Annotated in this window: 24 protein-coding genes; 14 read left to right on the top strand and 10 right to left on the bottom strand. The window is 53.0% G+C overall.

Annotated features, from left to right (window positions below; all coding sequences use genetic code 11):
- Positions 1 to 128: 128 nt before the first annotated feature.
- From EGH21_RS17095 to EGH21_RS17085, 4 genes are all read left to right on the top strand, one after another.
- Entirely contained in the window at positions 129 to 1,631 is a 1,503-nt protein-coding gene (locus EGH21_RS17095; protein WP_236035627.1) for a hypothetical protein, read from the top strand.
- A gap of 115 nt (positions 1,632 to 1,746) precedes the next feature.
- Positions 1,747 to 2,322 carry a hypothetical protein gene (locus EGH21_RS17090; protein WP_220619686.1) on the top strand — a complete coding sequence of 192 codons (576 nt, stop codon included), beginning with the start codon at positions 1,747 to 1,749 and terminating at the stop codon, positions 2,320 to 2,322.
- 41 nt (positions 2,323 to 2,363) lie between these two features.
- The gene (locus EGH21_RS24465; protein ID WP_255410833.1) at positions 2,364 to 2,486 is read left to right on the top strand and encodes a hypothetical protein; all 123 of its coding nucleotides are present in this window, start codon (positions 2,364 to 2,366) and stop codon (positions 2,484 to 2,486) included.
- Positions 2,487 to 2,779: 293 nt separating this feature from the next.
- The gene (locus tag EGH21_RS17085) at positions 2,780 to 4,240 is read left to right on the top strand and encodes an AAA family ATPase (protein WP_236035626.1); all 1,461 of its coding nucleotides are present in this window, start codon (positions 2,780 to 2,782) and stop codon (positions 4,238 to 4,240) included.
- A 162-nt stretch (positions 4,241 to 4,402) separates the two neighbouring features.
- Here EGH21_RS17085 and EGH21_RS17080 read toward each other — a convergent pair whose 3' ends face one another.
- Positions 4,403 to 5,215 carry a DUF6036 family nucleotidyltransferase gene (locus EGH21_RS17080; protein WP_220619684.1) on the bottom strand — a complete coding sequence of 271 codons (813 nt, stop codon included), beginning with the start codon at positions 5,213 to 5,215 and terminating at the stop codon, positions 4,403 to 4,405.
- The gene (locus EGH21_RS17075; protein WP_220619683.1) at positions 5,212 to 6,135 is read right to left on the bottom strand and encodes a winged helix-turn-helix domain-containing protein; all 924 of its coding nucleotides are present in this window, start codon (positions 6,133 to 6,135) and stop codon (positions 5,212 to 5,214) included. The genes EGH21_RS17080 and EGH21_RS17075 overlap by 4 nt, the downstream gene beginning before the upstream one ends.
- A gap of 780 nt (positions 6,136 to 6,915) precedes the next feature.
- On the opposite strand from EGH21_RS17075, the gene EGH21_RS24600 reads away from it, so the two are divergent.
- The 10 genes from EGH21_RS24600 (at position 6,916) to EGH21_RS17025 (ending at position 15,579) form a co-directional block, all read left to right on the top strand.
- Entirely contained in the window at positions 6,916 to 9,510 is a 2,595-nt protein-coding gene (locus EGH21_RS24600) for a vWA domain-containing protein (protein WP_220619682.1), read from the top strand.
- Positions 9,511 to 9,888: 378 nt separating this feature from the next.
- Positions 9,889 to 10,584 carry a hypothetical protein gene (locus EGH21_RS17065; RefSeq protein WP_220619681.1) on the top strand — a complete coding sequence of 232 codons (696 nt, stop codon included), beginning with the start codon at positions 9,889 to 9,891 and terminating at the stop codon, positions 10,582 to 10,584.
- Positions 10,585 to 10,606: 22 nt separating this feature from the next.
- Positions 10,607 to 11,401: an N-6 DNA methylase gene (locus EGH21_RS17060; RefSeq protein ID WP_220619680.1), complete on the top strand. Its 795-nt coding sequence runs from the start codon at positions 10,607 to 10,609 to the stop codon at positions 11,399 to 11,401.
- Positions 11,402 to 11,908: 507 nt separating this feature from the next.
- Complete coding sequence (locus EGH21_RS17055) at positions 11,909 to 12,322, top strand: hypothetical protein (RefSeq protein WP_220619679.1); 414 nt, start codon at positions 11,909 to 11,911, stop codon at positions 12,320 to 12,322.
- 38 nt (positions 12,323 to 12,360) lie between these two features.
- The gene (locus EGH21_RS17050; protein ID WP_121578230.1) at positions 12,361 to 12,651 is read left to right on the top strand and encodes a hypothetical protein; all 291 of its coding nucleotides are present in this window, start codon (positions 12,361 to 12,363) and stop codon (positions 12,649 to 12,651) included.
- A complete protein-coding gene (locus EGH21_RS17045) occupies positions 12,651 to 12,896 on the top strand; it encodes a hypothetical protein (protein WP_220619678.1) in 246 nt (81 codons plus the stop codon). The genes EGH21_RS17050 and EGH21_RS17045 overlap by 1 nt, the downstream gene beginning before the upstream one ends.
- Positions 12,897 to 13,014: 118 nt before the next feature.
- Positions 13,015 to 13,476 (top strand): hypothetical protein, encoded by a 462-nt coding sequence (locus EGH21_RS17040; protein ID WP_220619677.1) that lies wholly within the window; start codon positions 13,015 to 13,017, stop codon positions 13,474 to 13,476.
- Positions 13,477 to 13,783: 307 nt separating this feature from the next.
- On the top strand, positions 13,784 to 14,731 hold the full coding sequence (locus EGH21_RS17035; protein WP_328765697.1) for a DUF6610 family protein: 948 nt from the start codon (positions 13,784 to 13,786) through the stop codon (positions 14,729 to 14,731).
- A gap of 147 nt (positions 14,732 to 14,878) precedes the next feature.
- On the top strand, positions 14,879 to 15,235 hold the full coding sequence (locus EGH21_RS17030; RefSeq protein ID WP_220619675.1) for a hypothetical protein: 357 nt from the start codon (positions 14,879 to 14,881) through the stop codon (positions 15,233 to 15,235).
- Positions 15,235 to 15,579: a DUF8129 domain-containing protein gene (locus EGH21_RS17025; protein ID WP_220619674.1), complete on the top strand. Its 345-nt coding sequence runs from the start codon at positions 15,235 to 15,237 to the stop codon at positions 15,577 to 15,579. Before EGH21_RS17030 ends, EGH21_RS17025 begins: the two co-directional genes overlap by 1 nt.
- A gap of 17 nt (positions 15,580 to 15,596) precedes the next feature.
- Here the strand turns inward: EGH21_RS17025 and EGH21_RS17020 are convergent, their stop codons facing one another.
- The 8 genes from EGH21_RS17020 to EGH21_RS16985 form a co-directional block, all read right to left on the bottom strand.
- Positions 15,597 to 16,523, bottom strand: coding sequence for a hypothetical protein (locus tag EGH21_RS17020; RefSeq protein ID WP_220619673.1), 927 nt, complete (start codon positions 16,521 to 16,523; stop codon positions 15,597 to 15,599).
- Positions 16,524 to 17,137: 614 nt separating this feature from the next.
- Positions 17,138 to 17,572, bottom strand: a complete 435-nt coding sequence (locus EGH21_RS17015; protein ID WP_220619672.1) for a DUF8160 family protein — start codon at positions 17,570 to 17,572, stop codon at positions 17,138 to 17,140.
- Positions 17,569 to 18,354, bottom strand: a complete 786-nt coding sequence (locus EGH21_RS17010; RefSeq protein WP_220599882.1) for a ParA family protein — start codon at positions 18,352 to 18,354, stop codon at positions 17,569 to 17,571. The genes EGH21_RS17015 and EGH21_RS17010 overlap by 4 nt, the downstream gene beginning before the upstream one ends.
- A 391-nt stretch (positions 18,355 to 18,745) precedes the next feature.
- Positions 18,746 to 19,963, bottom strand: coding sequence for a tyrosine-type recombinase/integrase (locus tag EGH21_RS17005; protein WP_121578239.1), 1,218 nt, complete (start codon positions 19,961 to 19,963; stop codon positions 18,746 to 18,748).
- A 479-nt stretch (positions 19,964 to 20,442) separates the two neighbouring features.
- Entirely contained in the window at positions 20,443 to 22,026 is a 1,584-nt protein-coding gene (locus tag EGH21_RS17000) for a transposase (RefSeq protein WP_123623101.1), read from the bottom strand.
- Between the two features lie 192 nt (positions 22,027 to 22,218).
- Positions 22,219 to 22,719, bottom strand: coding sequence for a hypothetical protein (locus EGH21_RS16995; RefSeq protein ID WP_123623064.1), 501 nt, complete (start codon positions 22,717 to 22,719; stop codon positions 22,219 to 22,221).
- Positions 22,720 to 22,808: 89 nt separating this feature from the next.
- Positions 22,809 to 23,435: a hypothetical protein gene (locus tag EGH21_RS16990; protein ID WP_123623067.1), complete on the bottom strand. Its 627-nt coding sequence runs from the start codon at positions 23,433 to 23,435 to the stop codon at positions 22,809 to 22,811.
- On the bottom strand, positions 23,435 to 24,322 hold the full coding sequence (locus EGH21_RS16985; protein ID WP_164471140.1) for a twin-arginine translocation signal domain-containing protein: 888 nt from the start codon (positions 24,320 to 24,322) through the stop codon (positions 23,435 to 23,437). The genes EGH21_RS16990 and EGH21_RS16985 overlap by 1 nt, the downstream gene beginning before the upstream one ends.
- Positions 24,323 to 24,411: the final 89 nt, after the last annotated feature.

Below are 24,411 nucleotides of genomic sequence, written 5' to 3'. Positions count from 1 at the left end.
TCCTGAGTCCAGTGGCGCTCTCTCTAAGTCAACACCGGGGAAGTCTCGGTCAGGCTTGTCACACTCCCACTCCGCTGTCTGCTCCATTTGCGGCTCTCCCTTTCTCTTTTATACAATTCCACAGTACAATGTCAGCAAACTCACCCACGCGTTCTGACCAGCAGAGCGCAGCGACACCCAGTGAACAGAGCGCCGATGGATCGGCTGAACCAACTTCACAGAAGAACGACTCGCCAACTGTACCGATAGCCGACCTTCTGAAACAGGAATCTGTCCTTCGATTCGCTGGTCTCACTGAACACGATTCTCAGGACTATCCAAACGAACTCGAGAGTAACATGTGGTGTCGGTCGAGTACTCCACGGACGTTCAAAGATGTCGTAAAGGCACTCCCAGCAGCGTCTTCTGGTGAACTATGGGCGACAAATGAGTTTATCGGGACTTCCGGAGACGTTGATATCGACGCTATACGCTCCGTCGAGGGGCTGGATATCGAGGGTCTGGAACGAGGCACTGGCTCAGCTCTGGAGACGATAGCACAACGGTCGGCTGCTGAACCTGTAGTGGAAGTACAGGACCACCAGGACATCGTCGACGAGCGACGAAAAGCGTTGCACGCACTCGGCTACGATGTCAAATTCCGGTGGCAAATCGCCAGCGACTCATACACCATCATCAATCCGCAAGAGGCGTATCTCCCAATCATCAGTGCCCTCCAGCAACGTGGAGAAGATGACGTATTCGGATGGGCTTCTTACCGGGATTGGGGTGGGCTATTGAAGATGGTCGTCATCTGTCCGAGCCTTCGCCGTGTCGTCTCTGCCGGTGAGGAAGATCTGGAAGAACTGGATGGCGATGGTCTCACAGCTGCCACCCCCGAAGACGAAGCTCCGGAAACAGTGGTGTATGGGGGCTTTCAAACTGGCTACGATTTCCGGGGGACACAGACACTCTGGGCACGGCCTATTCTATTCTTCCCTGCTTCTGGAACTGTCCTTCCCGACACGGGAAAGCGATACACTCGCCGTCACTACGGAAAGGCCACTGATGCGGCTCACGAACGGGCAAACAATCGGACTCCTATCAACGAGTGGTGGCGGTCGATCTACGACGACATCGATACCCGGATGGTCACAGTCGAAACGGCAATTCAGCGGTCGCGGGCAATCGCGTATGACTTCGAAGAACTCCCGTTCAGTCTGAAGGAGTGTTACACGTACTGGGGGATCGCGAAGAAGTACGCCGAACGGGCGGCGAATCGAGCAAAGACAATTGCCCGTCCGACAACTCGCCCAACCGTGTTCAATATCCAGTTGTCGTTGCTCATTGCGCTCCTTGAAGAGTACAATGGGTCGATGGCCTCGAATTCCTATCAAGAGTACATCGAAGTCGCCGGCGAGCTCTACCGAACACCGTCGATGATGATTCAACTGGCGATGCAGGAGCACGACAAACAAACTACCGATTCAACTGACCGAGTGCTACCTGAGGACCAGCAGACACTCTCTGACTCGTTAGAAGATCTCTTTGACGTTCCTGGTATCACCGTGGAAACGGAATTAGATCTCTCGAACGAACAAGCGCAGCGTGTCCAAGATGGTGTACAACAGCGTCTCGACGAGTCAGTTTGAACGAAATACCCTCCCTGTGCAATAGTACCTGAAATGGATGCGGGAAAAGAGAGGTTTCAAAACGTAGCCAGTTGAGAGTCCTGTAACGACCCTTCTATTCCAAGAGAGTGCACCAATGTCAAACGATGCTGAAACGGGCTGGGACTCGAATCGAGAAGGGATAACGTACGAACAAGGTCAGGAGGTCCTCAGAGCGCAGAAAGAAGATATCGATGATATTGACGACAAGGCGCTTAGAACTGTTCGGGTCACCGCGCTACTGCTAGGCGTTGGTGCGACCGGAGTGCGAGTTATTAGCATCTCAGATATCAATAACTACTTAGCAGTCGCCAGTCTGAGTACTTTTCTCCTTTCTCTATTCTTTGGTGTGGTCGTCTATGACGAGTCAAACGAGGTGATTGGTCCTACATCAAACTACCTCGGACGGATGAGTAGATATGAAGTAGATGAACCGTGGGAGAAAGACTTCTTCCACCAGCTTGAAGGGTGGATCGAAGATAATCAAGAGATAGTAGAAAAGAATGCGTATCTACTCCGGGCTTGTGAGATATTCTTCGTCACCGGACTTGCACTTGGAGCTGCCGCGTTGCTAAATTTGGAGACAGGTGAGCTTCTGGTAATACTAATACTTCTCATTGTAGCGACTGTCGTAACGCTACTCGCAATCGGTGCCAGAATAAGTGATAACTGACCATCGGGGTTTTATACGTCATGAGCTACAACCTATATACAATGACAGACCAGACACGAGGCGAAGCGGAAAACGAAGATGAGGAGTACGATTACAGCGACCCCTCAGAGACTGGTCTGCGGAGCGGAAAAGGAAGCGGCTTCATCAGCAGCATCTTCTTCTAACCTGCGTCACACTTTTTACCCTTCTGTCGGGTCATATCGCCTCTGACACGGTATAGCTGAGGCTATCCGGAAGATATTCACACTCTGTTTGTTCTCTCCCAAATCGGCGAGGAGCAACACAATTTCTCACACATAGAAGCATGTCTACTGATTCAACCACGACACAGACGAGTAGCAATGGATCTCCGGAGGGACAGCGGATTCTCTCTCATTTGGTGAATCGACTCCTGCGAGCCGAAGGAGGGAGCGTACCTGTCGAACGGGTCACGCTCCGAGTCTCGGATTTCACTGACTTGAGCGACCAGCAAGCAGCGGACCTCATCGACGAGGGGGAGAAGAGCGGAATCTACACACTCACACGATTGAGTAGCAGTAACGCAACTATCGACAACGTCGTTCCTCAGGGAGAGGAACCTGAGGTGATTACCGCCGCATTTGGTCAGCGTCAACTAAACGGCAATACAGACTTCCGTATCCTCGGTGTTGTAACCGATTCAATCAACGATGCACTTCAGGATGCCGGCTACACTGACTTTCGGGCACTCTCGGAGGCCGACATCGACGACCTCGCACACTTGACTAGTACCCTCACTGAGAGCCGTGCTGAGGCTATCGTTGCGGAAGCTAAGCAACACATTCCTGTTGGTCATGCGCTGGCCCAGCGAGCGGCGTCGTACTATGCCCAGCGAAGCAATCCAGCAAGTGGCGTGGGTGAGGCCCGCGTTACTGATCTAACCAACATTACAGAGACAGTCGGTGAGCCGCGCTATCTCTCCAAAGGATGGGGTGCTGGGGATGAACGCGGGATGTACGTCTCTGATGTCGGTCGCAACACGACTGATCCAGTTCTGACTGGATTGCATATCCTCGATAATCCGGACTACCCAGGTGTTCCCAAAGCAGAGACTCACCCCAATGCCAGCTACGATGCCCTGCCTGTTGACGAAGATGGGGAGGTTATCCCTCCCGCTGTCCCCCTCGATCCGCGTCTTCAGCTCCCACTCGACGAACTCATTGCGAAGAAACTCTCACGAGGACTCGTTCCTATCCGAGTGGTAGGACCGCGAGGGTCGGGCAAGAACTATCTCATCAAGTACCTCTGCCACAAGACAAATCGTGGCTATCAGTCCATCGACGTCGACCGGGCGACGGAGCCCGAGGACCTCTTTGGGCCACTTGTTCCCGACGGCGACGTGATCGTTCCACGCAACGGCGCCGTGAAACAGGGGCTGATCAACGGCGATACAATCGTTATCAACGAATTCCCTGTCATGCAAGCCGGAGCAGCGATTGCGCTGCACCGACTTCTGAACGAGGGGACACTCCTGGTCAAGAGCCACGGCGAACTCGTCGAACCACACCCCTCGGCGCGACTCATCATTACGATGAATCCGCCAACCAGAGAATACAGAGACTCGGAACCGATGAACTCGGCGACCAGAGGGCGCTTTCGGTCGTTCGAGCAGCCGTACATCCAAGATATCGCCGAGGAAGTCGAGACATTGTATCCGCAGGTCAACGGTGACACCGAAGTTGTTGACCGTACGACGCTGAAACGGATCGTCCGATTTGCTCACAAGACTCGCGAAAACGAGAACTGGCCGACTCTCAGCACACGGAATCTCACAATCCTCTGTGAACACATCGAAGACGGGGCGTCACCGAAAGCCGCCACAAAGAATGAACTCTGGGCTGTGGCAGAACCCAACCAGTACCCAGAGGATGCTCACGAGACATTGAACGATATTCTCTGAGTCTACCCACGGCGGGAAGGGAGGTAGCCACTATCTGTCGTCATACTTACTCGCTCATCCTCTGTCTATGTCACGTACTGCCGGTCTATCTTTGAGGGGCGACTGAGGCGTGTAGGCTTGCAAAAAGTGTATTCACCACTTTCAGCTTCTACCCCCTCGTGGTCAGATAGTCGTTGAGCGACGTTCTACACGCCCATCGTTTACCGCGACGGCGTCTTTCCCTTCTAGACGTCTCACAATCTCCTGTATGTCCGCTGCAGGCCAGTCGAGTTCCTGTTGTAAGTCGGCCACCGACTTCGGTTCATCGAGGACGTGCAGCACTTCGAGTTCCTCGTAGACGCGCTCGGTGATCTCCGCAACGGTATCGTGCAATGGTGTCGTGAGGTTGTGTTCTTCGGTGAGATCAGCCAATGCCTCGTTCACATACGTCACGAACAGTTCTTGTTCAAGTAGTTCGACTTGCGTCTCTAGCTCCGCTTCGACGATGTCGAAGTCGAGGCCGGTCTGTATCAACGAGAACATATCTTCGATGTCATCCACCCGACCGGCGACCGCTTTGAACAGAAATATATCTTCTGGACTCACGAGCTCAACGACGAGATTTCCCGGGTCGAGATACCGTTCGCTCCGCTCACGAATGCCTGGTGAAAGGATTAGCTTGCCGATCACCTGCTGGTTGAAGATGTCGATGCGACACCCATCATCGTTCTCGAGGATGTGTTGGGCACCGAGTTCTTCGTACTCTTCGTCCGGCTCCTGAACGATCTCATATCCAAGTTCGAGAAGCACCACCTGTAACTGACTCAGGTCGTCGCCGGAGGAGACGATAAGATCGATATCTTTGGTCGTCTCTTTGAGGCCACGAAATGCCATCGACCCTCCGCCAATCAAGAAGACGGTAAGTGGGTTGTCCAGCTGTTGGCCGATGCGCTCGAGTTCCGAGCGAATGTATGAACTATCAAATCGCGCTCTCATGGCGTCACCTCGTACTCTTCAGCTAGTTCCTGGAAGTCCTTCCACTCGGGAAGTCGGGAGGTCCGCTGGTCTCCGCTGGTGTCGAGGTATGTGCAAAGATCGTCGACGACGTCGTCGACGCCGTACTTGGTGGCCTGAGCTCGGAGTTCGTCCCTGTCGATACTGGCGTGACTGAGCAAGAGTATGCAATATGACTGAGCCCGTGCACCCGAATCAATCACGAGCATATGGCAGCACAATATCTCCGGTGAGAGTTCACTCGTCGTCTCCGAATAGAGGTAGTATCGGCGGTCACGGGCCAACAGCGGCAGGTCATATCGCTGGAATTGCTCCGGCCCTGTCAGAATGAAGTGCTCTTCGGTAATCTCAGTCGTCGTCTGGACAAGGAACTCGTCGAGGGATTCCCACAGAATGGTGTACGTGTTTGTCTGTTGTTCGACAGTCTGGCGGTGAACGTGATGGGCAAGCTCACGAGCGAATGCATTCAACTGTTCGAAGCCGTCATTCAGTGCGTACGTCCCATTGTCGGTTTGGTAGACGATTCCCCGATGCTGAAGCGGAGAAAGCGCACGATGGACGGTACTCCTGTGGACATCAGTGTGACGTGCGAGATCAGTTACAGTCCGTGGGGTATCCAGAAAGTAACAAACACGGAGGGCAGCCCCTGACAACAGCTCCGGCCAGTCAATGTGTGAATACTGCTGCGTGAGAGCGGTGAGTAATTCGATTGCTTTTGCGTCCGATAGTCGAATCTGCTTTGTTTTTCCTTGTCGACGTGTCTCGACGAGTCCAGACGTTTCGAGCTGTTCGACGAGTTCTGAGGTATAGCTGAGACTTCGATCGAGATTCGCCGCGAGCTCAGAGACCGTCTGCTCACCGTGGAGGGCAGTGAGGGCGCGAACCTCGCCTTCTGTGAGCATACTGTTGCATACTAGCGAATCGATATATAAATCACTTCGGGATTTTGCGACACTCAACCGTTGTTTCTCAGAGGGTTTGTTGCCATCGCTGAACTGATAGCAGGTGTTCCCACTAGTACTGATTTAGAGAGCGCGAGTCCGGTCAGTACAGTTAATCAATAGCACACCGTCAAATAACGGCTACTCTGTTCGGACGTGCTACGATTGCAGGAGAAAGACCATGAGCTCCCAGTCTGGTATATTGGAGTCATCATGACGAAGTTGATATGCACCGTTTTCGAGGTTCACACCGTTCTCGTATGCCTGTAGGATGGTTCTATCCAGGGACTGACGGAGTTCTTCTTTCGTTGTCGGTCCGACTCCATTCATTGATTACCACGTCGTGCTACAAACGGATAGCCGCGCGGCATTGTGTGCGAGGGCGCGTACTATTCGCAAACCTACTGAGCAGATAGTTCAGAATTCTTTGAGCGCAACAAACTGAGGCATCGTGCCGACTTCAAGGTCTATATTCAGCACCGAAGCAAATTTAGCGCAAAATAATATCTTTCACCACCGCCTGATTTGTGTTCCCCAACTCACAGAGGGCGTTCCATTCAGGAGTTTTCAATCGTGCCACTATCCGCCACTAAGCTCACCGCCAGAAGTATCGTCGACGAACTCAATCCCCAGGTGACTGAAGTTACTCGCCTGTCGTCCCAGCGGGCTGACCGACTGCGAGAGTTTATCTGCGGCCATCTACCTCCCGACATATCGGTCGCTGTCCGAGTCTCACTGGGTGTGCAGACCGCAGCAGTGCTCCCTGCCGACGTCGACGCAGTTGTTTCATCAGATGCGACTGAAATCGAACGCGATCAAGCGGAGGCCCTCTTAGCCGATATCGATGCAGACTACCTGGTGCTGATAACGGGGAATGAGGCCGACTTAGACCGAATCCCACTCAACGACCAGCTCACTGCCGATCATGCACACCAGTTCGGACTCGCATTTCACGAACTGCTCCACATCCTCAAAACCGCTATTAGTGGCATCGGTGACCTCATCGAAGCTAACGTCGAATCCCAGTTCCACGAGCAGGTTCACGACCTCATCAATCTCATCGAGGATGGGGCAATCGAGTCAGAAGCTATTCACGGCGACAATTTCAGTGACAACGCTGGCATCCGTCTGGAATTGACTCGACGTCTCCACTCACAGACGCCAGAGGATTTACCTGCGGACAAGTGCCTCAAATATTCGTTCTGGGACGTAGTGACTGGATATCTCTACGACAGAGCTATCTTCGAGACTGGCACAATCGACTGCTTGCTCAACCCGAAGGATACACGACTCGAGTTCTTGACCGAGGCCGATAGAGATGCGTTTCTCAACGTCCGGAAACAGCTGGATGAGATGGTCGACAGCGCCCTCAAAATACGGAGCGCAAGTCGAGAGGATACCGACCACGGACATGATAAGACCGCTTCACTCCGCAGAGCACGGGTCGTAATCGACACCTGGAACAATGCCATCGAGCCGTTGCTCGAAGTAGACGACGAGCCCAAGCAAACTTCCAGCGAAGACGGTGCTACTGCTCCGGAAGTAGACAACAATGCTGCAAGGGGGGCTGAAGCAACCCACGAATCACAAAATGGTGATCGAGATGCAGATTCGAGCCGAAACGAAGGGAGGTTGTCAGATTCACAGACGAAAGAACCCGCTGGTGAACAGGACGAGAATTTCGACACGGACGTTACACTCGACCGTCAAGCCACGGAGACGTCTGGACAGGATATCTTTGAGCAGCCGCTGATTACACCTGAGCCTGATTCGACCAAAGCGGGGAGGTTGGATCCGTCTGGTGGAGGCGGCGGAATTGAGCCAGAAACTGCTTCGGCATCGAATAGTCCCCTCTCCCAAGGAAGTCCAGAACGATCGTCGGATAATATGGATAATCCGAGTTATCAAGATACTGTAGATGACCGGGCTGAGGACGAAATTGTTGAACCACAAACGAAGGCGCAGGCAATCGCACAAGCGACAGAACGTGCAAGGGAGACACAGCAGGCCGATGATGGTCATCGTGGGCAAGATGCGGTAGACGATGGTGACGACAAGCTGGAGTCAACAGCCAGTCAACTCACACTCGATACTTTCGAGCGAGACAGCCAACAAACCTCTGGAGATAGTCCACACTCCGAAAGTAAGGAAAGCACCGGCAAGGGGGACGAAGGTACAATCGATCTTCCAACTCCCAATTTAGCCGGCGCGACATCATCACCCGACGCTGAGAGCAACAGTGGTGACGCGGAGATGGACCAGAGTGGCTTATATGAGAGTATGGCTCCCGAACTGCCAAGCATTGCTGAAATCCCGTCAGGACCGGCTCACGGCCAGCAAGAAGATAAGTCCTCGAGAGGAGATACCGAGACCTTCGAGACAGCGCTCTCTCAAGACAAGCGAGCAGCCCACGGTGAAGCCACAAGAAATGGTATCGATGAAGAGGCCCTCGAAATTGAATTCGAGGCGCTAGCGGACCACTTTGCTCGTGCTACAGGGGAAGAGCAGGAGAAATCGTCCGCTCCCTTAGAACAAGATGAAGGCTCGGCAGGCGGCCCCGGCAGCCTTGAGGAATTGAATGTCTTGCCAGTGGGTGGAACTCCCGTTCCGAGAAACGAGTGGGCTGACGTAGAGAAAGGTGCTGAGCGGGTCGGAGACACGCTCGATATGTATCTCAGGTTGGATCGGCGAAAGAGTGTTCGTCGAGGACTCACAGCCGGCGCGTACGACACCAGAGCAGGACATCGATTGGCAATCGGTGACCCTCGTGTGTGTAAGAGCCGGACCCTCGGAAACGAGAAGCAGTACTCCTTGGTCCTTATCCTCGATCGGTCGGGGTCGATGCGGAGAGGGACGCCCGCAAAAATTGATGTCGCCACGAAAGCCGTCGCACGATTCGCTGTCGCAACCGAAGGGCTGGGAATCAACGTTGCAATCGTAGACTTCATCGACAACGAAGCCCGTCTTGCCAAGCCGTTCAGTGTCGACAGCAGGCACCTCCAGGCAACGTTGCTCGATACCTCCTGTGGCGGTGGGACGCCTCTGGCAGACGCTATCTCACTTGGGAACCAACTAGTGGAAACACAGCGTGACGAGCCGCTTATCATCACAATGACGGATGGACTCCCCAGTGACAGCGACGATGTCAAAGTTCAGATTCGGGACTCAATCGCTCCAGTCTGTTCGCTGACGCTCGCAACGGATTGTACCCCTGGGTATCCGCCAGCTAGAGCTGAAGAACTAGCCCCGTATTTCGAGCGGGAGTCAGTAATCTACTCGGCCGAACGGCTTGATGATCAGTTAGAACAGTTCGCGAGTTTGCTCGCGGGCTTTTAGCCCCAGTTAGACGTCTGAGTTCACCGCTAGTTTGTGGCCCCCAGTGGGGTGAGGGCGCTTCGTCCGAACTCCATGAGTAATCCGACTATCGAATCTGCAGACGACCGTGTGCCACCGCTCTCGTTACCAGCTGGATCTCTCTCCCGTAGCGACCGGCGGTATGGGTACGAGGTAGGCGTCGATCCGCCAGATATCGAACCCATAGAGCATCAAATCCGTCTCGATTTCATTAGCGGCGAGCGGATTCGGGCCGACCACCTACTGAGCGATTACAACCATTGGACCTACGATGCTGATGATCCGTCTACCGACCCTTGGCTCCGAGGGCCGGCGAAACCGAATGGGCTACAATTCGCCGAGCAATCCTGTCATAACCGGGTGAGAGAAGAAGAACGCTTCTTTGAATACCCAGAGGACAGCGCTGTGATAGCGGGTGCACCAGTCTACCTTGAAGCACAATTAGAGGAGGTCAGAGAGCACGACGACACCGAAAGCGCACTCGAAAAAGCGAGAGAACGACGCGTAAACTGGTACCGAGAATCGATTCCCGGTAAGAACCTGTACCAGATACTCAAGAAGTCCTCATATGGGACGCTCATCAGTGGCGGCAAAGGGCCATCACTGGCCACTGCTGTATTGACCGAGGACAATGTGTTTGAGGGAACAGTCGTTGTCAGTGAGGACACGGACCCGAAAAAATACGCCAGACAGCAGAACCTCCCGGAAGAGTTCGTCTATCGTGAGTCAGAATTCAGCCATGCGGATTCGGATCCTGCCCCCTCTATCGTGGACTTTGGAATCGAATTGCCTGCACCCCTCTTGATTGGTCGCTTCGCTAACGGCAGTCGGTACCCCTTCATCCCTTGGGGAGATGGATTGACCTGCTCCTGCCCGTATAAGCATGACCAGCCGTGGCGGGTCATGTGCAAACACGAATTGCTCGCGAGCAATATCTGTGGGTTCGAATCCTCATCGATCTTCATCCCGAAGACCAGAGGTATCGATATTCCACATAGGGCACGGCGCTTCGTCAGTCCCGAAATTGCTGCGACGCACCGATCGACGACCAACTGAGCCGCCTTTCGTTTGTACTCCCATGACTACATTACTGGACGACGATATCCGAAAGAGGGTCACCAACCCTCTCGATTCGGTTCACCAAGAAACCGGAGACACCCCGTTTCGAGTGTTTTCCGACTGGGTCAACCTAACGCTCGCTAGCTTCACCGGTGATGAAGAAAGCTATCAGAAGACACTCAGCCGATACAGGAGCAACGGGTTCGACGAGGATGCTGTAGACCGACTAGTCAATCTTCATGCTGAGGCTCTTGGGGGGTTAGTCCTCGGGTTGGAAGAGTCAAAAGAGGATATTTTGGGAGGGGTGTACGAACACTACGGCCTTACTAGTGACCGCTTTGGTCAGTACTTCACACCAGGACCGGTAAGCCGAGCGATGGCAGCGATGACTATTCCAGACGACGGGGATCTACGAGAGGCAACACTTGATGACCCTCTAGTCATCGGTGACATATCCGGGTGTGGGAGTGGACGACTCATTGTAGACACTGCTCGGCAGTTACGGGTAGTTGCCCCCGAGGTTCCGGCTGTCTTCCTTGGATACGAAAAGGATTCGCTGTGTGCAAAGATGGCAGTAATCAATTTCGTACTCAACGATGTCATTGGGTATGTTCTCCTCGGTGACGCTCTGAAACTCAAGCCTCAGAAAGTGTGGTCAGCTGGAACAGGACGGATGCTCAAGGGGGAACGACCAGTATCCGTATTGACTGTTGAAGAGACGGATTGGGTTGTGTCACGATTCTTCGGAGAGGAAGACAGAATCGCTGCTGAAGAAACCTCACAGGGATCTCTTGTCGACTTTGAACTCGGCTAGCCGATGTGGAGAGACTGAAATCGCCGATAGATCGGGTTGTAACGGTTGTAAACTCCTCTATTATATGCGGAATCTCGACGTATTGCAAACCGTGAATGTCGCCCAAAGATATCCCACTCTCAGTCCTAAATCCGATGTCGAAGTCGATTCTTACAGGATACTAACAATAATGGATGGTCCAGGAGTGACAGGGTTAGAGCGGTATTGGCTCGGTTATTATCGAGAAGATCTACACGACGATGATGGATCGTTTCTGGCACGGCCAGTGGGACATCACGAGCTACCCCACCCGATGACACGACCTGAAATCGAAGACTGGGCACTTGACCGGTTGAGTATTCCTGACGACGCGTTCTAGAAATTGGGAGTATCAGATAGAGTTTGAGTCGGTAGGTGGTCCCACCCTCCGCAAACGACTCTGGTTTATTTTCCGCGGGCGGACTGGCGGGACAGTGACGGCTATCCAGTTGCGCCGTTGACGGAGTCTTTTCCGCCGATGGGGATACCATGGTTACAGAGAATACTAAGAAAAGCAGCTGCACAGAGCGATCGTTTGCGGTCCATCATCAGAGTGTATTTGTGGAAGATACGGCCAGCTCTGACGGTATCGACGAGACTGAACTGCTCGAAATCGATGACACACCCTTCGAAACCACACTGTCTGACCACGGGCTGGATATCGACACACAGGCCAGAACCCCACGAATCGACAGTGGAGGGGGCCAAGAGTTCATCGATGACCGACCGTTGTCAGCTATCCGGGCGAGCAACGGAGGGGACGGCACAGAGGGGAGACAAGAAGCACTCTTCGTCAACACCGAGGTTGACCAGCGGACGTTGGGTGGCGGCCAAGCCAACGCTAGGTGCCTGTTCGAAACTGAACCTCGACAGAAATCCAGACTCAATGCCGATGAGGAATAGCTTGTATCTCCTGCAGGTTTGTCTCACCCGACGAGGTGATGGCTTCGAGAAGTACAGATAGGAAACCTGGCCGGGAACAGCAAGTCTACGATGTCGTAATCGAAATAACTCTGGAAAATACCGACCGAGAGGTAGCTGATGAGTTCTCGATGGCACTGCAGATTAGGGAACTCGACCTCGCCTCAATCGAGGTGATTCTATCGGTGGTTGCGCCAAACCAATGCGCTGCCTACGCCAGAGGGAACGCGCTAGCCCGGGCCGTACTGGATGCTGCCGGTCTCGTCGATGCATATCGTATCGGAGACGTCTCTCTAATCGAGGTACGATGATGCTCGTCTGTCCGGAGTGTCTGGAGGGTAAATTCTCGTGGATTGTCGAACAGGTTCAGTTCGGTGCAGTGTACGAACTGGAGAACGGGGGATACGCCGAAGAGACTTGGAAAAACGGGGATATTGTGGGTGACGACATCGCTGACAACGGGGTATTTTGCTGTAGGTGCATGGAAGCTCGAGCACACGAAGAACTTGTCCCAGCAAACGGGGCCACTGACGACGCTGCAGTCGGGGCAGAATAAGGCCAGTTTCTACCTGTGATAGATCCAGTAGTGCTAAAGACGGCTTTCAGAGCTTTCTATCAAGCCGTAGGATGTGTGAAACGGGCTTAACCAAGATAGATGTCGGAAATAGATACTAATGAGTGAATCCTTCCCAAGGACAGAAAGTGGCGAACCGGATTACGAACAGGCGATTGCGGAATTGACGTTCGCCGAAGCTACCCCGGCTTCGCCAGTGTATATTTCCGATGGTACGGAAACGCTGGGAGTTACCGACGTGGATGAGCAGAGCGGCTCAGTCCGGTTGGAATATTCCGGAGGAGGAACTGGGACAGTCGACTTAGAACAGCTTTGGAACGACTGGGTAGACGGGGGACTCATTTACAAGCAAAAGCGATTCCTGAACACCGAAGAGAGCGTGTATAATACAGAGACACATGCGCCAGTCGCTCGAACGGTTATTGCTGACGCACTGAGCATTGCCCGAGATGAGCTGGGGGATCTCGAATCACGTGCACCCGAGGGTGGTCCTTGGACAGAAGATGTCCGTAACACCATTACCCAGTTGCAGATGGCATTAGAGACGGGTGCAGAGCGGTAGCAATTGGATTTTGGCGGATTATAGCGTGACCAGAGTACACAATTTCGACTATCTCAGCATAACGGAGCGAGTCCTGCACCCCGATGTGGAGAACTTCGGAACGTGAGAGACAGCTGAATTTGTCAGCGACGAGCCTGTGCGCCGCCAAATACCCGGTTACACCTTCGTCATGGGAAACTCCATTCATTCTAAGAAGGTCGCGTCAGGGCCGACTGTTCAACCGGAAAGACGCTCTGAGGGACTCAATGACCACACCGATGTCGCCGAGAAAGTCTCACGAGCCCGACAAGCAACCTATGTTGCATTTCTGTCTCGGCACCCATTCGCGACAGACGCATATGAGGCAGGCTTCGTGACCGGGATTCGTGAAGACTGTAGCCTGCAGACAACTGCCCTCCGTAACGTCGACGTCCCAATACTGATGTTGGATAATGACTTCAAGAATCCAGACCTGCAGAGATATCTGTCGCGATTTCGGGAGATCGAGCCCGAAATTGGTGTCGTCGGAGACGCACGTTCAGCCGATGAAGCACATATCTTCGTCGGGGAGGCCCGTAAGCTGAAAACAGAGTACCCAGACTCAACGCTCATTATAGTCCCAAAATGCCACGAGGCAATCGATATCATCGGTTCAGCCGATGTACCGGGCACAGAGATTGTATTAGGCTACTCAATGGGATACTCAGATATCCTGGCCTCAGACTTCTCGGACTACTCGGACTGGCGTGGACGGCGTGTACACCTGCTAGGAGCAAGCCCCACCAAACAGTGGGAGGTGATTCAACAGTTGACCTCACCAACATTGTTCGGCGATCCACCTGCAGATATCGTCGGGCTGGATTGGAACGGTGCGCACAAAGTCGCCTATATCGGTGAATATTGGAGTCGGGAAGGCTGGCAACGAAGCGACCATCTCTCCATCAGGGAAACAGTGAAGAAGAGCCTTCGTGAGATGCGCTTGTTCTGGAAAGAACGCGGTGTCTGGCCTCGTGAGGGGACGGCCCCGGTTGACCGTTTAGGTGAGGCTGTCCAGGTGCCAGACGATGAGGTGTTTGCAAACGGAATGCACATCTCTGAAGCGGGTGACTACGAGGGTCCGGATGATTGGGAGGATCGACTTGACCCCGAAGACGATGAGACGACACCACTCGAACATGCAATCGTCCACCAGTATACCGACGGCAGTATCCGGGCATTTCGCTCAGAAACCGAGCGGGCATACATCGAATACCACGAGGGCTTGATTACGCCGTAGACAGTCCGTAGATAGCAAAACCCACAATCACCACCGACTGTGGGCGAGCCTGTCAGCCATCAACTCTGCAAGGAGAATTGTAGCGTAGAAGAAGAACTCCACTCTGGCGAATTTGTTTCCCCCAATAGAGGCGAGGGCTTGAATTCAATGGACTCCATCACAGCGTCACAAACCGTTTCTCGACCACCCGTTTTCTCAGAGGAAAGCATCGCGCACATCCGCCGTGTAAAGCACCTTCGCGCTATCGTCAGAGAAGATCTCGGTCCTGATGTTGAGCGTGACGGTCTGGAACAAAAAGTCACCAGTTCACTGTATGACCACCATCCGTCGATTCGGCTCGAAGATGCACTGGAACTGAAGTGCCATCTGAAAGAGCCGTCTACGGAGGGTTCGACAGACTCTGCTATCAAGGGCATCGTGGACGAAGCTTGTATACTACTGGAGAGCTGGGGTCGTCTCGGCCAGACCCAGTCTGAGGACCCGAATGCAGCCTTTGACTACTAATGGCCACCGACAAGGCGGTTCTAGAAACGCTTCCTCCAGAGAAACTTCTCGCTGCTACAAGATTACGTGTCATCAGGGCAGCGATTCGAATGTTTACCGAGGCAGAGAGTCTCGACTACTATATTTCTCACGAGAGAAATAGTGGAGGACGGGAGGGGATACTCAGAATGCTTCGTGACCGGAAAAACGAACTCAGTGAGGCATCCGGCGGAAGCCCCCAAGATGGAAAATTGAAACAGTATCCAACAAAGGCCGCCCACACGGAACCATTAGAGATGATCCACACGGAATACGAACCTCGTTTGATACGACGAGAGTTTGCACCGGACTGGAATGAGCTATAGATAGTCGTGAGAAGAGTTCAGCCCGTCTCGCTGAAAACTTGCTTGACGGGGTGACGAAGCGCTGCTAGCCGGCTCAGATCGCCTTTTCGATACGGGACTGACCAGGTGCGAGTGTTCCCTTTCAGGTCTTTGCGGCCGATAATGATTCGTACCGGACCTCTCGGAGTCTTTGCGAGAGATAACCAACTCTCGCATAGAGATGTTCCACAGAAACTTATCGACGGTCCTGATACCCACAGATCGCTATTCTCGTTCGAATACCCACGTTTGAACCAGGTTTGAGCGCTGTCCATGAACTGCTCAAACAGATCTGGTAACTCTTCGCCGATATGGCAGATGAGATATGATGAATTTCTCTTGTCCATGTCTTTCTTCCAGAACTCTAAGAAGACGTGATCAGACGGAGCTTGAATCACATTTACCCATGCTCGCTCCGTTCCCTTTCCGTGGAGCGATATAGAGGAAATTTTCTGCCAGCCGTCTGGTGATGTGCCAGAGTCATAGTAGCCCCGAAGCGGGGGGACCACTTCGAGGGCATGGGCACGGAGATATTCATCCGGGAACGGGACAGAAATCTCAACCGCATCGGGGGAGTCTGGTTTGAGCAGCTGTTGGACAACTTCAGAGTAGCCGTCGATATCTTCAGTAATTGGGATAGCGTGAGGCCATGGAGTCCGAAGTTGGTCTTCTCTAAAGCTCATATCATGGCCGTCGAAATCTTCCTGATAAGCCCAGTAGACTGTGTAGCCCGCCCGGAGAACCTCACTCGATATAGCGTCTACTTGTTTATCATCATTCGTTGGCCGGAACTCGACGGCAATGCCGTTCCCGTACGGAAACACGGGCCTTTCGAAGGTAACAAGGACATCAGCAGTATGCTCTATCTTTGGGATCGGTTCTTCGTGGGCAACAGATGCCGACGGAAAGATCTCCCTGAGCTTCATTGCCGCAACGGTCTTCATTTTGGCTTGAACAGTAGATTCTCCCGGACACATCGACCCCGCAGGATGAAAGAAATGCTCTGCAACAAAGTTACCACGATTATAATGGGAGCTTCGAACGCGCAGATTGCACTCACACAGTGGGCACAGGACGTGGTCATTTACCCCGACGTCGAGCGGAAGGACACGATCTCCGTCGGGATTCATTGCTAGATAGGGCATTTCAATCGGTGACGAAAGTCTCTCTTCGCAAGCTAGTACGTGATACGATGATAAATACAGAATAGACCGTTCAGGTCCAGAACCTCATAATATCCACACATACGCACTATCGGGAGTCCTCGCCAGACTGGCTGTAGCTCAACTCTGATGAGAAGGCGACTTCACACTCACGTCTACCTGCACCGATAGTCAAACACCCTCCAATGGTGCAGCTATCGTCGAAGCACCCTCCTAAAGGCTCGAAAATGATTTGCTCATTTTCTGCGGGTCAGACTTGATGAGTATGCTTGTCGCTGTGGTATATCGATGGCTGAGGTATATATCAGTACCTGTCAACCTCTCGGAACTGATATTCACCAGAAGCGATGTCGGTAGCAAGCGAACTATGTTCAAATCTATTGATCGCGCTGATTCAAAACAATCTCCTCAAGATCATCATGATCAAGACCAGCCTTGATCAGACCTTCAAAGAAGTGTTTGTGCTTCTCTATTTCTTCTTTGCCGTCAATCATCAGCTGGCCATTGATTTTCCGGTATCGCTCGTCGACTTTCTCCACGAGATCCTCTGAAATGTAAATCGCAGTATGTGGCCTCGATCGTCTGGTATCAGTATCCGATGAGTCAGAATCGTCGGAGGTCTCACTGTCCGATTCGCTGTTTTTCGACGAGGTCTCGGCTGTCTCATCTGATTGTACCTCTTCTATATTATCCAGGTTATCCGTAGTATCCGAAGACGCTGTCTCGTCGCCCGTTGAGGAGTCCTCATCCTCGTCACTGCTCTGAGGTTTATGCTCCTCAAACCGGTCCATCAGTGGGTTATCGTCGCTCATTGGTATTGCTCCAGGTGATCCGCGATACGGTCGTACGCTGCGATCACATCCTGCTGGGGACCGTCATCCCATGGATATCCGGCATCTTCAGGGTCGTACTCGAATATCGATGTCCGATATTCTATCGCGTGTTCTACGACATCGCGTTCGGGAACATCGAAGACATGGTCTTCACCGAAAGTCTCGAAAAACCACTCCTCGACCTCACGAGCGACATTACCTTGAGACGGAACTTCATTGAGTACGGCTCCAAGCGTCGTGATACTGTACTGGTCGAATTTCGCCTCGATTGTATCTATCTCCTCGAACAGTATCTCCAGACTGTCTCGCGCAATCGTGTTGGGATGACTCGGGAACAGGACGTTTTCAGCTGCTATTAGTGCCCCGTCAGAAAGTGGGCCAAGGTTTGGCGGACTGTCAATGACGATGAAGTCGTAATCTGTGTCCAGCCGATCTACGGCCTTTCGCAAAGATTCGTGGCCGCCAGCTTCGGAGTACAGGTATTTTTCGAGGTTGAAGTTCTTCAGGTGGCTTGGGACGATATCGAACTCTGCAGAGTCGATAATTAACTGGTCTAAATCATCATACGTGAGGTCGCCCATATCGCTGAGAACGTCAAACAACGCAAACTCACCAGACCGGTACTCCTCTCGAAGCCCCATTTTGAGTGTTGCACCCCCTTGTGGGTCGGCGTCGACGACCAGAACATCGTGGCCTCTGGCATTCAGCGCCCCTGCGGTATTGATACTGGTCGTCGACTTTCCAACGCCGCCCTTCTGCATTGATATTGTAACTCTAAACGTCATGGATTGTTTGTATTAGTCGTATTATCCGGATTACCCGTCTTATCCGACCCATCCGTGTTATCTACATTATCTCTCTGTGACAGCCAATCTTATAAAATTACGTCAGACACAGTATATACGGAGTGTTTAGCGTTCTAAGGGAACTTTGACCATACTGGATTATACGGATAATACGTATGTGAGGGGACTCTGGAACAGAGTGAAATACGGATAATCTATATAATCCAGATAATCAAGATAATCCGTCAGTCCACATGTCGGGGATAATTTGGATTACCTGGATAATCTGTTTAATCCAGCTAACATCAGTAATCCCGATTGCTGCGGATTATCCGTATAATCCATTGAGGCACAAAAAAGACGGAATCTACTCAGTAGAATCTTGATTATCAGATTGTGGGGCTTCGTCGAAGGCTTCAGCAGCGAGATCAGCGAGCTCTCCGGCCTCGATATGTGAGTAGTGCTCTCGAACAACCTGCTCAGAGTTATCCAGCAGTCGGGCAGCTTCACCATGTCCGTATTTTCGGACCATTACTTCACCAGCCGCTCGACGAGCCCCATGAGGAGCGAGATATCCGTGGGTGTCATCGTCTAATTCAATTCCCGCCCGATCAGTGAGACGCTTCATGACGTCGCGACCGCCATGCGTTGTCATCGCGGAGGGTGCTACCCCGTACTCAGCACAGAGTTCTATCATCGAGAGTTCCCCTTCAGAGACTTTTTCAAGGCGTATTTTTTCTATTTCTTCGTTATCGTACCCTCTCTCCAGTAGACTGTTAGAGAAGTCCTGAACGAGCGTTGAATACGAGAGCGAAGGGAAGACAGGCCAATCATCAGATGGTGGGTCCAGAACCTGCTTCAACCGTTCCAGGGAAGGTACAGCGGGTGCTGGCAGTGCTCGGTCATCCCAGCGCTGCTTCTTCGCGAGCACCTGGAGACTGTTATCCCCAAGCGAAAGGTCGGACCATCGTAGGCCATCTCGACCACGGCGGCCATCGTCGATGTCAGCAAGAATCTCAGCACCGCGAACACCGGAAAAGCAGAGCAAATTGACCAATGCTCGGTTTCGGCAGTCTTTGATCGCGGCTTTCGGGTCATCACTGATAGCGTCAATCGCGTTGTAGGCCTGCTCGTCGACATATGAAAGCAACTGCTCCCGGTGCTCACGGGACCACGCCTGTTGCTCACCCGATTTTCGTCCCGTGTCTTCTGGCAGCGGTTCCTTGGCCCGAGTGCGCTGGGCTGGGTTCTCTGAGAGATGCCCTTCCCGAGATGCCCATCCGAGGAAGCCCGAGACGTGCGCGTAGTAGTTCTTGATAGTGCCTTCAGCCCAGCCCTGGCGGGAGAGATATCGAGCGTACTCTCGAAGGTCAGCGACAGACAGCTCCTCGAAGGTCGCAGGAGAACCAGGTCTGTCAGAGAGGAATTCGAGGAATCGGTCGATCTCACGCTCCGCGTGTCGTCGATAGTTCCCACTCTCGCCATCCCGCCCCTTGCCCTTGTCGAGCAGATAGTCCTCGACCACGGAGGAGATGGCGATGGCACCCGTCTCATCGTCGGAGTCCGTCTTTGGCTCGGATGGCATCAGTACGTCACTCCATGGAGGACGGTGAACCGCTGCACTGGACCCAACAGAAGTGTTCGGGTGGTTTGTTGGGGTTTACCCCTGGTTCTGGGCCGAGACATCATGTTCGCGTTGGGGGAGGGCGGCCATATTGAAAAAAGTGCTTACGTTTATTGGAGTAAACGTAAGCACTTGAGCTCAAGTCTGTGTTGTCCATATTCGGGGGTTTAAAGGCTCATACACACGGTTTTAGGACTAGCCGACACACCATATACTGTATGCCGCTATACTATTTTTAGCTCGTTGGAAGTTCACAGTTTCGGAGGATAGGCCAGTTTTGGAGTAAATCTGCGTTGGCTCGTGGTTTTCTCGGCGGTCAACGGCCGATATCGAATCGATATAGGCGTAATTCTCGGATAAGCGTGAGAAATTGCGTGGATTCTGGAGATGCAAAGCAGCGTTGCCACTCCCGAACAGCGGACTCAGCGGGAGTCAACCGGTTAGTCGGGCGGGATCAACGCCGAGACGACGATCTCGACGCATTCGCCCGCGGTCAACACGGGCGCATACTCCATCTCGCCATCGACCCCCGCTTTCAGCAGGAAGTCCGTGAGTCGCCAGATATTGTACAAGAGTACCGCGAACACGAAGTAGAACAAGCGAACGCGGTAGTCCTTCGAGGACGTCTTCGCGAGGAAGTCTCCCTTGATGCTCTTGTACTCGTTTTCGATCTGCCAGCGACGACTGTACCGGCGACAGAACGTCTCGGCCTCATCCGGCCCGACTCGGAGATTCGTCGCGAAAACGGTCGTCCCCTCGCCGCTCGTCGACGGCGCGTACAAGAATCGCATCGGGTGTGAGCCTGCTTCGACGTGCACGGACGCCGATTCTACAGCTACATCTTGGTCGTCTTCGTCCATTCGCTCGATTACTTCGCGTTCGGAGCTGGTGACCCGTTTCGGGATGAGGTAGTTCACACCGAGGTTCGAGAGGGTCTGGAAGACACGCATCGAATCAAATTCACGGTCACAGAGGACCGTCTCGATCGGAACGTGTTCCTTCGCCCGTTGAACGAGTCGCCGCACGGTACGATGGATCTGATTCGGCGGGTTCTTATCCCACGCTGAACTCTCGCGCACTGGCTCGACCGCAAGGACAAGTGGGATGTTCCGCCCGATGATCGAGAGGGTCGCAAACTTGAACGCCCGCCCCTCGCCGTCTTTCGTGCCGCTCACCATTGGCATCTCCTCGACATCCCCGTAGTAGGGAACAGTCGTGATGTCGATCGCAGCGGTCACTGGCCGGCGGAACGAGGATTCGGAGGCGATGACCGAGAGTAAGCGATCAGTCGTTTCATTAAACCCATCCACAAGTTCTTCAGGTTCGAATTGTTTGACAGCGCGGAGGTGAGTGTCCCCATGCGGCCCATACTCCTCACCGCGTCGATACTGAAAGCGTGCGGCTCCTTGTGCGGTGCCGCACCGAACCATCCCCATGAAGGTCTGCAACTCGAAGAACTGTGTGTCCTCGTAGGACGCGTTCGCACCACGCCCAGAGTCGAAGTAGCCAAAAGCGTGATCGCGCGCGAGCCGTGTCGTCTGAAGAATTTCGTCCTGGGAGAACAACTCTTCTTTTACTGAGTCTTCCTCTACTGGAGCTTCTTCGACGATCTCCTTCTTAGGGCGCACTTCGTGCGCAGGGATGTCGAAATCATGGACTTCTTTGACGACGAAGTGAGCTGCAGTCTGCACGAACTCCTGGACAGCGTCGTCGAATCGATTCCGCCACGCTCGCGAGAACGCTGATTCGCCGGGCACGCGACTGAAGCCCAAGCTGGAAGCGACTTCGGGGTGCCGCGTCAGCCGTCGAGTGAATGCGGCGTACGACTCACCCGTAATCTCCATGAAAACGAACGAGAGAACCATCGCACGAAAGGAGAGCGGGCCAGGGTGCCACGCCGGATAGCCATCTTCAACTGAATCAATCGAATGGTCTAGGTTCTCGAACGCGGTGACGAGGTCGGACTCATGGAGATCGTTTCGAATGGCTATCCCGAGCTGGTACGCTTCACACAGATAGCGCATTCGCGGACTCTCACGAGAATGCGAACCGCTAGAACCACTCATGCGAGGTACTGAGAAAGATTACAAAATCAACGCTTCGAGAGCTTGGTAAGGGTTTGCGGGTGGTCTGTAACTGAGCGTTTCAGGTCATCACATACCTATGGGCGAGACGGATTGCAGAAATGAAAAAGAATCATTCGTGTGATGGTACCCTCAGCAAGTGATGTTCGGGTTGAACTTGGCAAACTGTCCGTTAGGATTCTCGGAGAATAACCAACCGTGGAGTCCGTAATGGCGTGGTTGGTCTGGGTAGTGGCCTTCCATTGGCCCCTTGAGGGTCATCCGATCTTCCTCACCGAACAGTTCCGGAGGCTCATCGGTCGATTCAGCCGGTACAAACCACTCTGCACCGGCCAGTTCAAGTTCTCCGCTGGTAGTCTTTTGGTAAAAGAGAACTTGAGGTTGGTCGTAGGAGAGCTCCGTAAATTCAGGATTGACAAACGGTTTTCCTAATTTGTCTATACACACATCTAAATTCTGATAACCATCATCTAACGCTTTCTGGGAAGACTGGTACTTCTCCAGAACAGATTTGGTGGTCTTGATGTTCACACCTGAACCGCTTTGGGCATTACTATTCGAAGCATCAGTACATCCAGCAAGGCTAGCAGCAACTGTACTTCCGATAACACGTAGGACGTTTCGACGCTTCATGATTAGAGTATCGTATCGCTGTTCAAAATAATGTTGGAAACCACAAGAGCGGTTTTAGTGATGAAAAGATGAGGGGCGTTACTGGTAAATTAGCACTCATTAGTCATGTAGTCGTTGATCGTTGACACCGCACAATTAGAATACGTAGACACGGATTCTTGTGGAGAACCGGAGTCCTCACACTGAGGGCCTTCGTTGTCAAACATGTAGGTCACGAGGCCGTCCACAGTGTTCACGGAATCTTCCGGGTGTTTTGCACCGTAGATATGTCCCGGTTCCATGCCGAGGTAATGTCGGATACCGATTCCGTTGGTGTCGAAGGAAGGAAGATGACCGCCGGTCGCAGCCTCGTAATCAACGAGAGCCGTTTTGTTGTCCTCGGTCCATCCATTAATGCCACCGACGAAGGCACACCCATAGTAATCGCCATCCCAGTAGTGATCTAGGACGACACACCCATCGTTACTTCCGTAGTAGTCGAAGTTGTTCTTGAGCCACTCGTCAGCCTCCACGAGCCGGTCACCCGACTGTCCGCAGGTAGTGGTAGCGCTGACTGGAACCTCGAGGTTCCACGTGTTTGCTACGGGATCGGTACTGACCTCGTTCCAGACGTTGTTCTTGAACCACGCAGCTTCTTGATCAAGCTTTGACTCAGCGTTACTTCCGTAGTGATTGTAGAAGTCATCCGTGCCGAAGAAATCCCAGATGCAGGTCATTATTGGCACCTCCTCTGACCGAAGAGCGGACCATGGTCGTAATTACGATGCACGACGAACAGATCGCTGTTTGGGACGGATTCGACTTTCATATTGTCTGCTGCGATGTTTCCTTTGAGAATCCCGAGTATCGGATACTCCGGGATGTCCGGTATGACGGCTACCTTCGGCGCTCCGAACAGATCAAGAGTTCCGTTATTTCGAACGGTAAGCTCGGGAGTTACTGTGGTCTTTTCGGTCCCAACGACAGGACGGACTGTGTAAGTCCCCTCATGGCCGGGACGTTTGATCTCTCGTTCTACCGGATCCCCGTATTTCTTGACTGTCACAGTCTGTTCAGAAAGTCCCTGAGTTGCTTCCGACTCCGGGGAAACACGTAGGACTGGATTGCCATCCTGGGACACGACTGCGGTCCCTCCCTCCATCTTGACGTCGAATGTGAATGGAGTGTAACCTTCGACGGGCTGAAGCTGAGTTACGCTTTTGCCGTCGTAGTCGCTCTGCTGGTAGAGCATCTCTGTCTGTTGGAACCCAGTCTGATCAGAGAACCGGGTGATATTCAACGGACTTCGGAGGAGGGCGTTGTGGGGGCCTCGAAGCTCCGCTGGATCGACTCTCAGAAGGAAAAGCCGATTCTTGTGCGTGTACGTGTTTGGAACCGCATTCGCAGGACTAACTCTCGGGATTCGATCTGATGCCGCAGGGTGGTTGATCTTTAGGTCAACCACCGTTTTCTTGCCTTGCTTAAGATCGGATTTACTCCGATCACCCTCCCGAAGGTCGAACATCGGTAAGGTAGCGAACGCGCCGGCCATCCCGGACTTCTTGAGAAAATCACGGCGTGTGTTTTCTCTATTGCCTTTCATTGGTGTAGATTGCTGTGTCATGTCTGTGTCTCCTTTCCCGGTTATGAGTTGGTGTCGGACCCAACTGTGGGCGGACTTCAGTTTCGTTGTTTGAGGGTTGTGCGTGCACG

The organism is Haloarcula rubra (assembly GCF_019599465.1).
GTDB lineage: Archaea > Halobacteriota > Halobacteria > Halobacteriales > Haloarculaceae > Haloarcula > Haloarcula rubra.
The sequence above is the reverse complement of the archived record's forward strand: the minus strand, read 5'-3'. Positions and strand labels throughout refer to the sequence as shown.

Bases quoted from the DNA above. Each gene is read 5' to 3' on its own strand.
- EGH21_RS17055 (WP_220619679.1), top strand. From the start codon at position 11,909: ATGGTTACAGAGAATACTAAGAAAAGCAGCTGCACAGAGCGATCGTTT.
- EGH21_RS17020 (WP_220619673.1), bottom strand. From the start codon at position 16,523: ATGAAGCTCAGGGAGATCTTTCCGTCGGCATCTGTTGCCCACGAAGAA.
- EGH21_RS16990 (WP_123623067.1), bottom strand. From the start codon at position 23,435: ATGACCTGCATCTGGGATTTCTTCGGCACGGATGACTTCTACAATCAC.
- EGH21_RS17000 (WP_123623101.1), bottom strand. From the start codon at position 22,026: ATGCGCTATCTGTGTGAAGCGTACCAGCTCGGGATAGCCATTCGAAAC.
- EGH21_RS17060 (WP_220619680.1), top strand. From the start codon at position 10,607: ATGACTACATTACTGGACGACGATATCCGAAAGAGGGTCACCAACCCT.
- EGH21_RS16985 (WP_164471140.1), bottom strand. From the start codon at position 24,322: ATGACACAGCAATCTACACCAATGAAAGGCAATAGAGAAAACACACGC.
- EGH21_RS17095 (WP_236035627.1), top strand. From the start codon at position 129: ATGTCAGCAAACTCACCCACGCGTTCTGACCAGCAGAGCGCAGCGACA.
- EGH21_RS24465 (WP_255410833.1), top strand. From the start codon at position 2,364: ATGACAGACCAGACACGAGGCGAAGCGGAAAACGAAGATGAGGAGTAC.
- EGH21_RS17005 (WP_121578239.1), bottom strand. From the start codon at position 19,963: ATGCCATCCGAGCCAAAGACGGACTCCGACGATGAGACGGGTGCCATC.
- EGH21_RS17090 (WP_220619686.1), top strand. From the start codon at position 1,747: ATGTCAAACGATGCTGAAACGGGCTGGGACTCGAATCGAGAAGGGATA.
- EGH21_RS17080 (WP_220619684.1), bottom strand. From the start codon at position 5,215: ATGAGAGCGCGATTTGATAGTTCATACATTCGCTCGGAACTCGAGCGC.
- EGH21_RS17045 (WP_220619678.1), top strand. From the start codon at position 12,651: ATGCTCGTCTGTCCGGAGTGTCTGGAGGGTAAATTCTCGTGGATTGTC.
- EGH21_RS17015 (WP_220619672.1), bottom strand. From the start codon at position 17,572: ATGAGCGACGATAACCCACTGATGGACCGGTTTGAGGAGCATAAACCT.
- EGH21_RS17040 (WP_220619677.1), top strand. From the start codon at position 13,015: ATGAGTGAATCCTTCCCAAGGACAGAAAGTGGCGAACCGGATTACGAA.
- EGH21_RS16995 (WP_123623064.1), bottom strand. From the start codon at position 22,719: ATGAAGCGTCGAAACGTCCTACGTGTTATCGGAAGTACAGTTGCTGCT.
- EGH21_RS17030 (WP_220619675.1), top strand. From the start codon at position 14,879: ATGGACTCCATCACAGCGTCACAAACCGTTTCTCGACCACCCGTTTTC.
- EGH21_RS17010 (WP_220599882.1), bottom strand. From the start codon at position 18,354: ATGCAGAAGGGCGGCGTTGGAAAGTCGACGACCAGTATCAATACCGCA.
- EGH21_RS17025 (WP_220619674.1), top strand. From the start codon at position 15,235: ATGGCCACCGACAAGGCGGTTCTAGAAACGCTTCCTCCAGAGAAACTT.
- EGH21_RS17050 (WP_121578230.1), top strand. From the start codon at position 12,361: ATGGCTTCGAGAAGTACAGATAGGAAACCTGGCCGGGAACAGCAAGTC.
- EGH21_RS17075 (WP_220619683.1), bottom strand. From the start codon at position 6,135: ATGCTCACAGAAGGCGAGGTTCGCGCCCTCACTGCCCTCCACGGTGAG.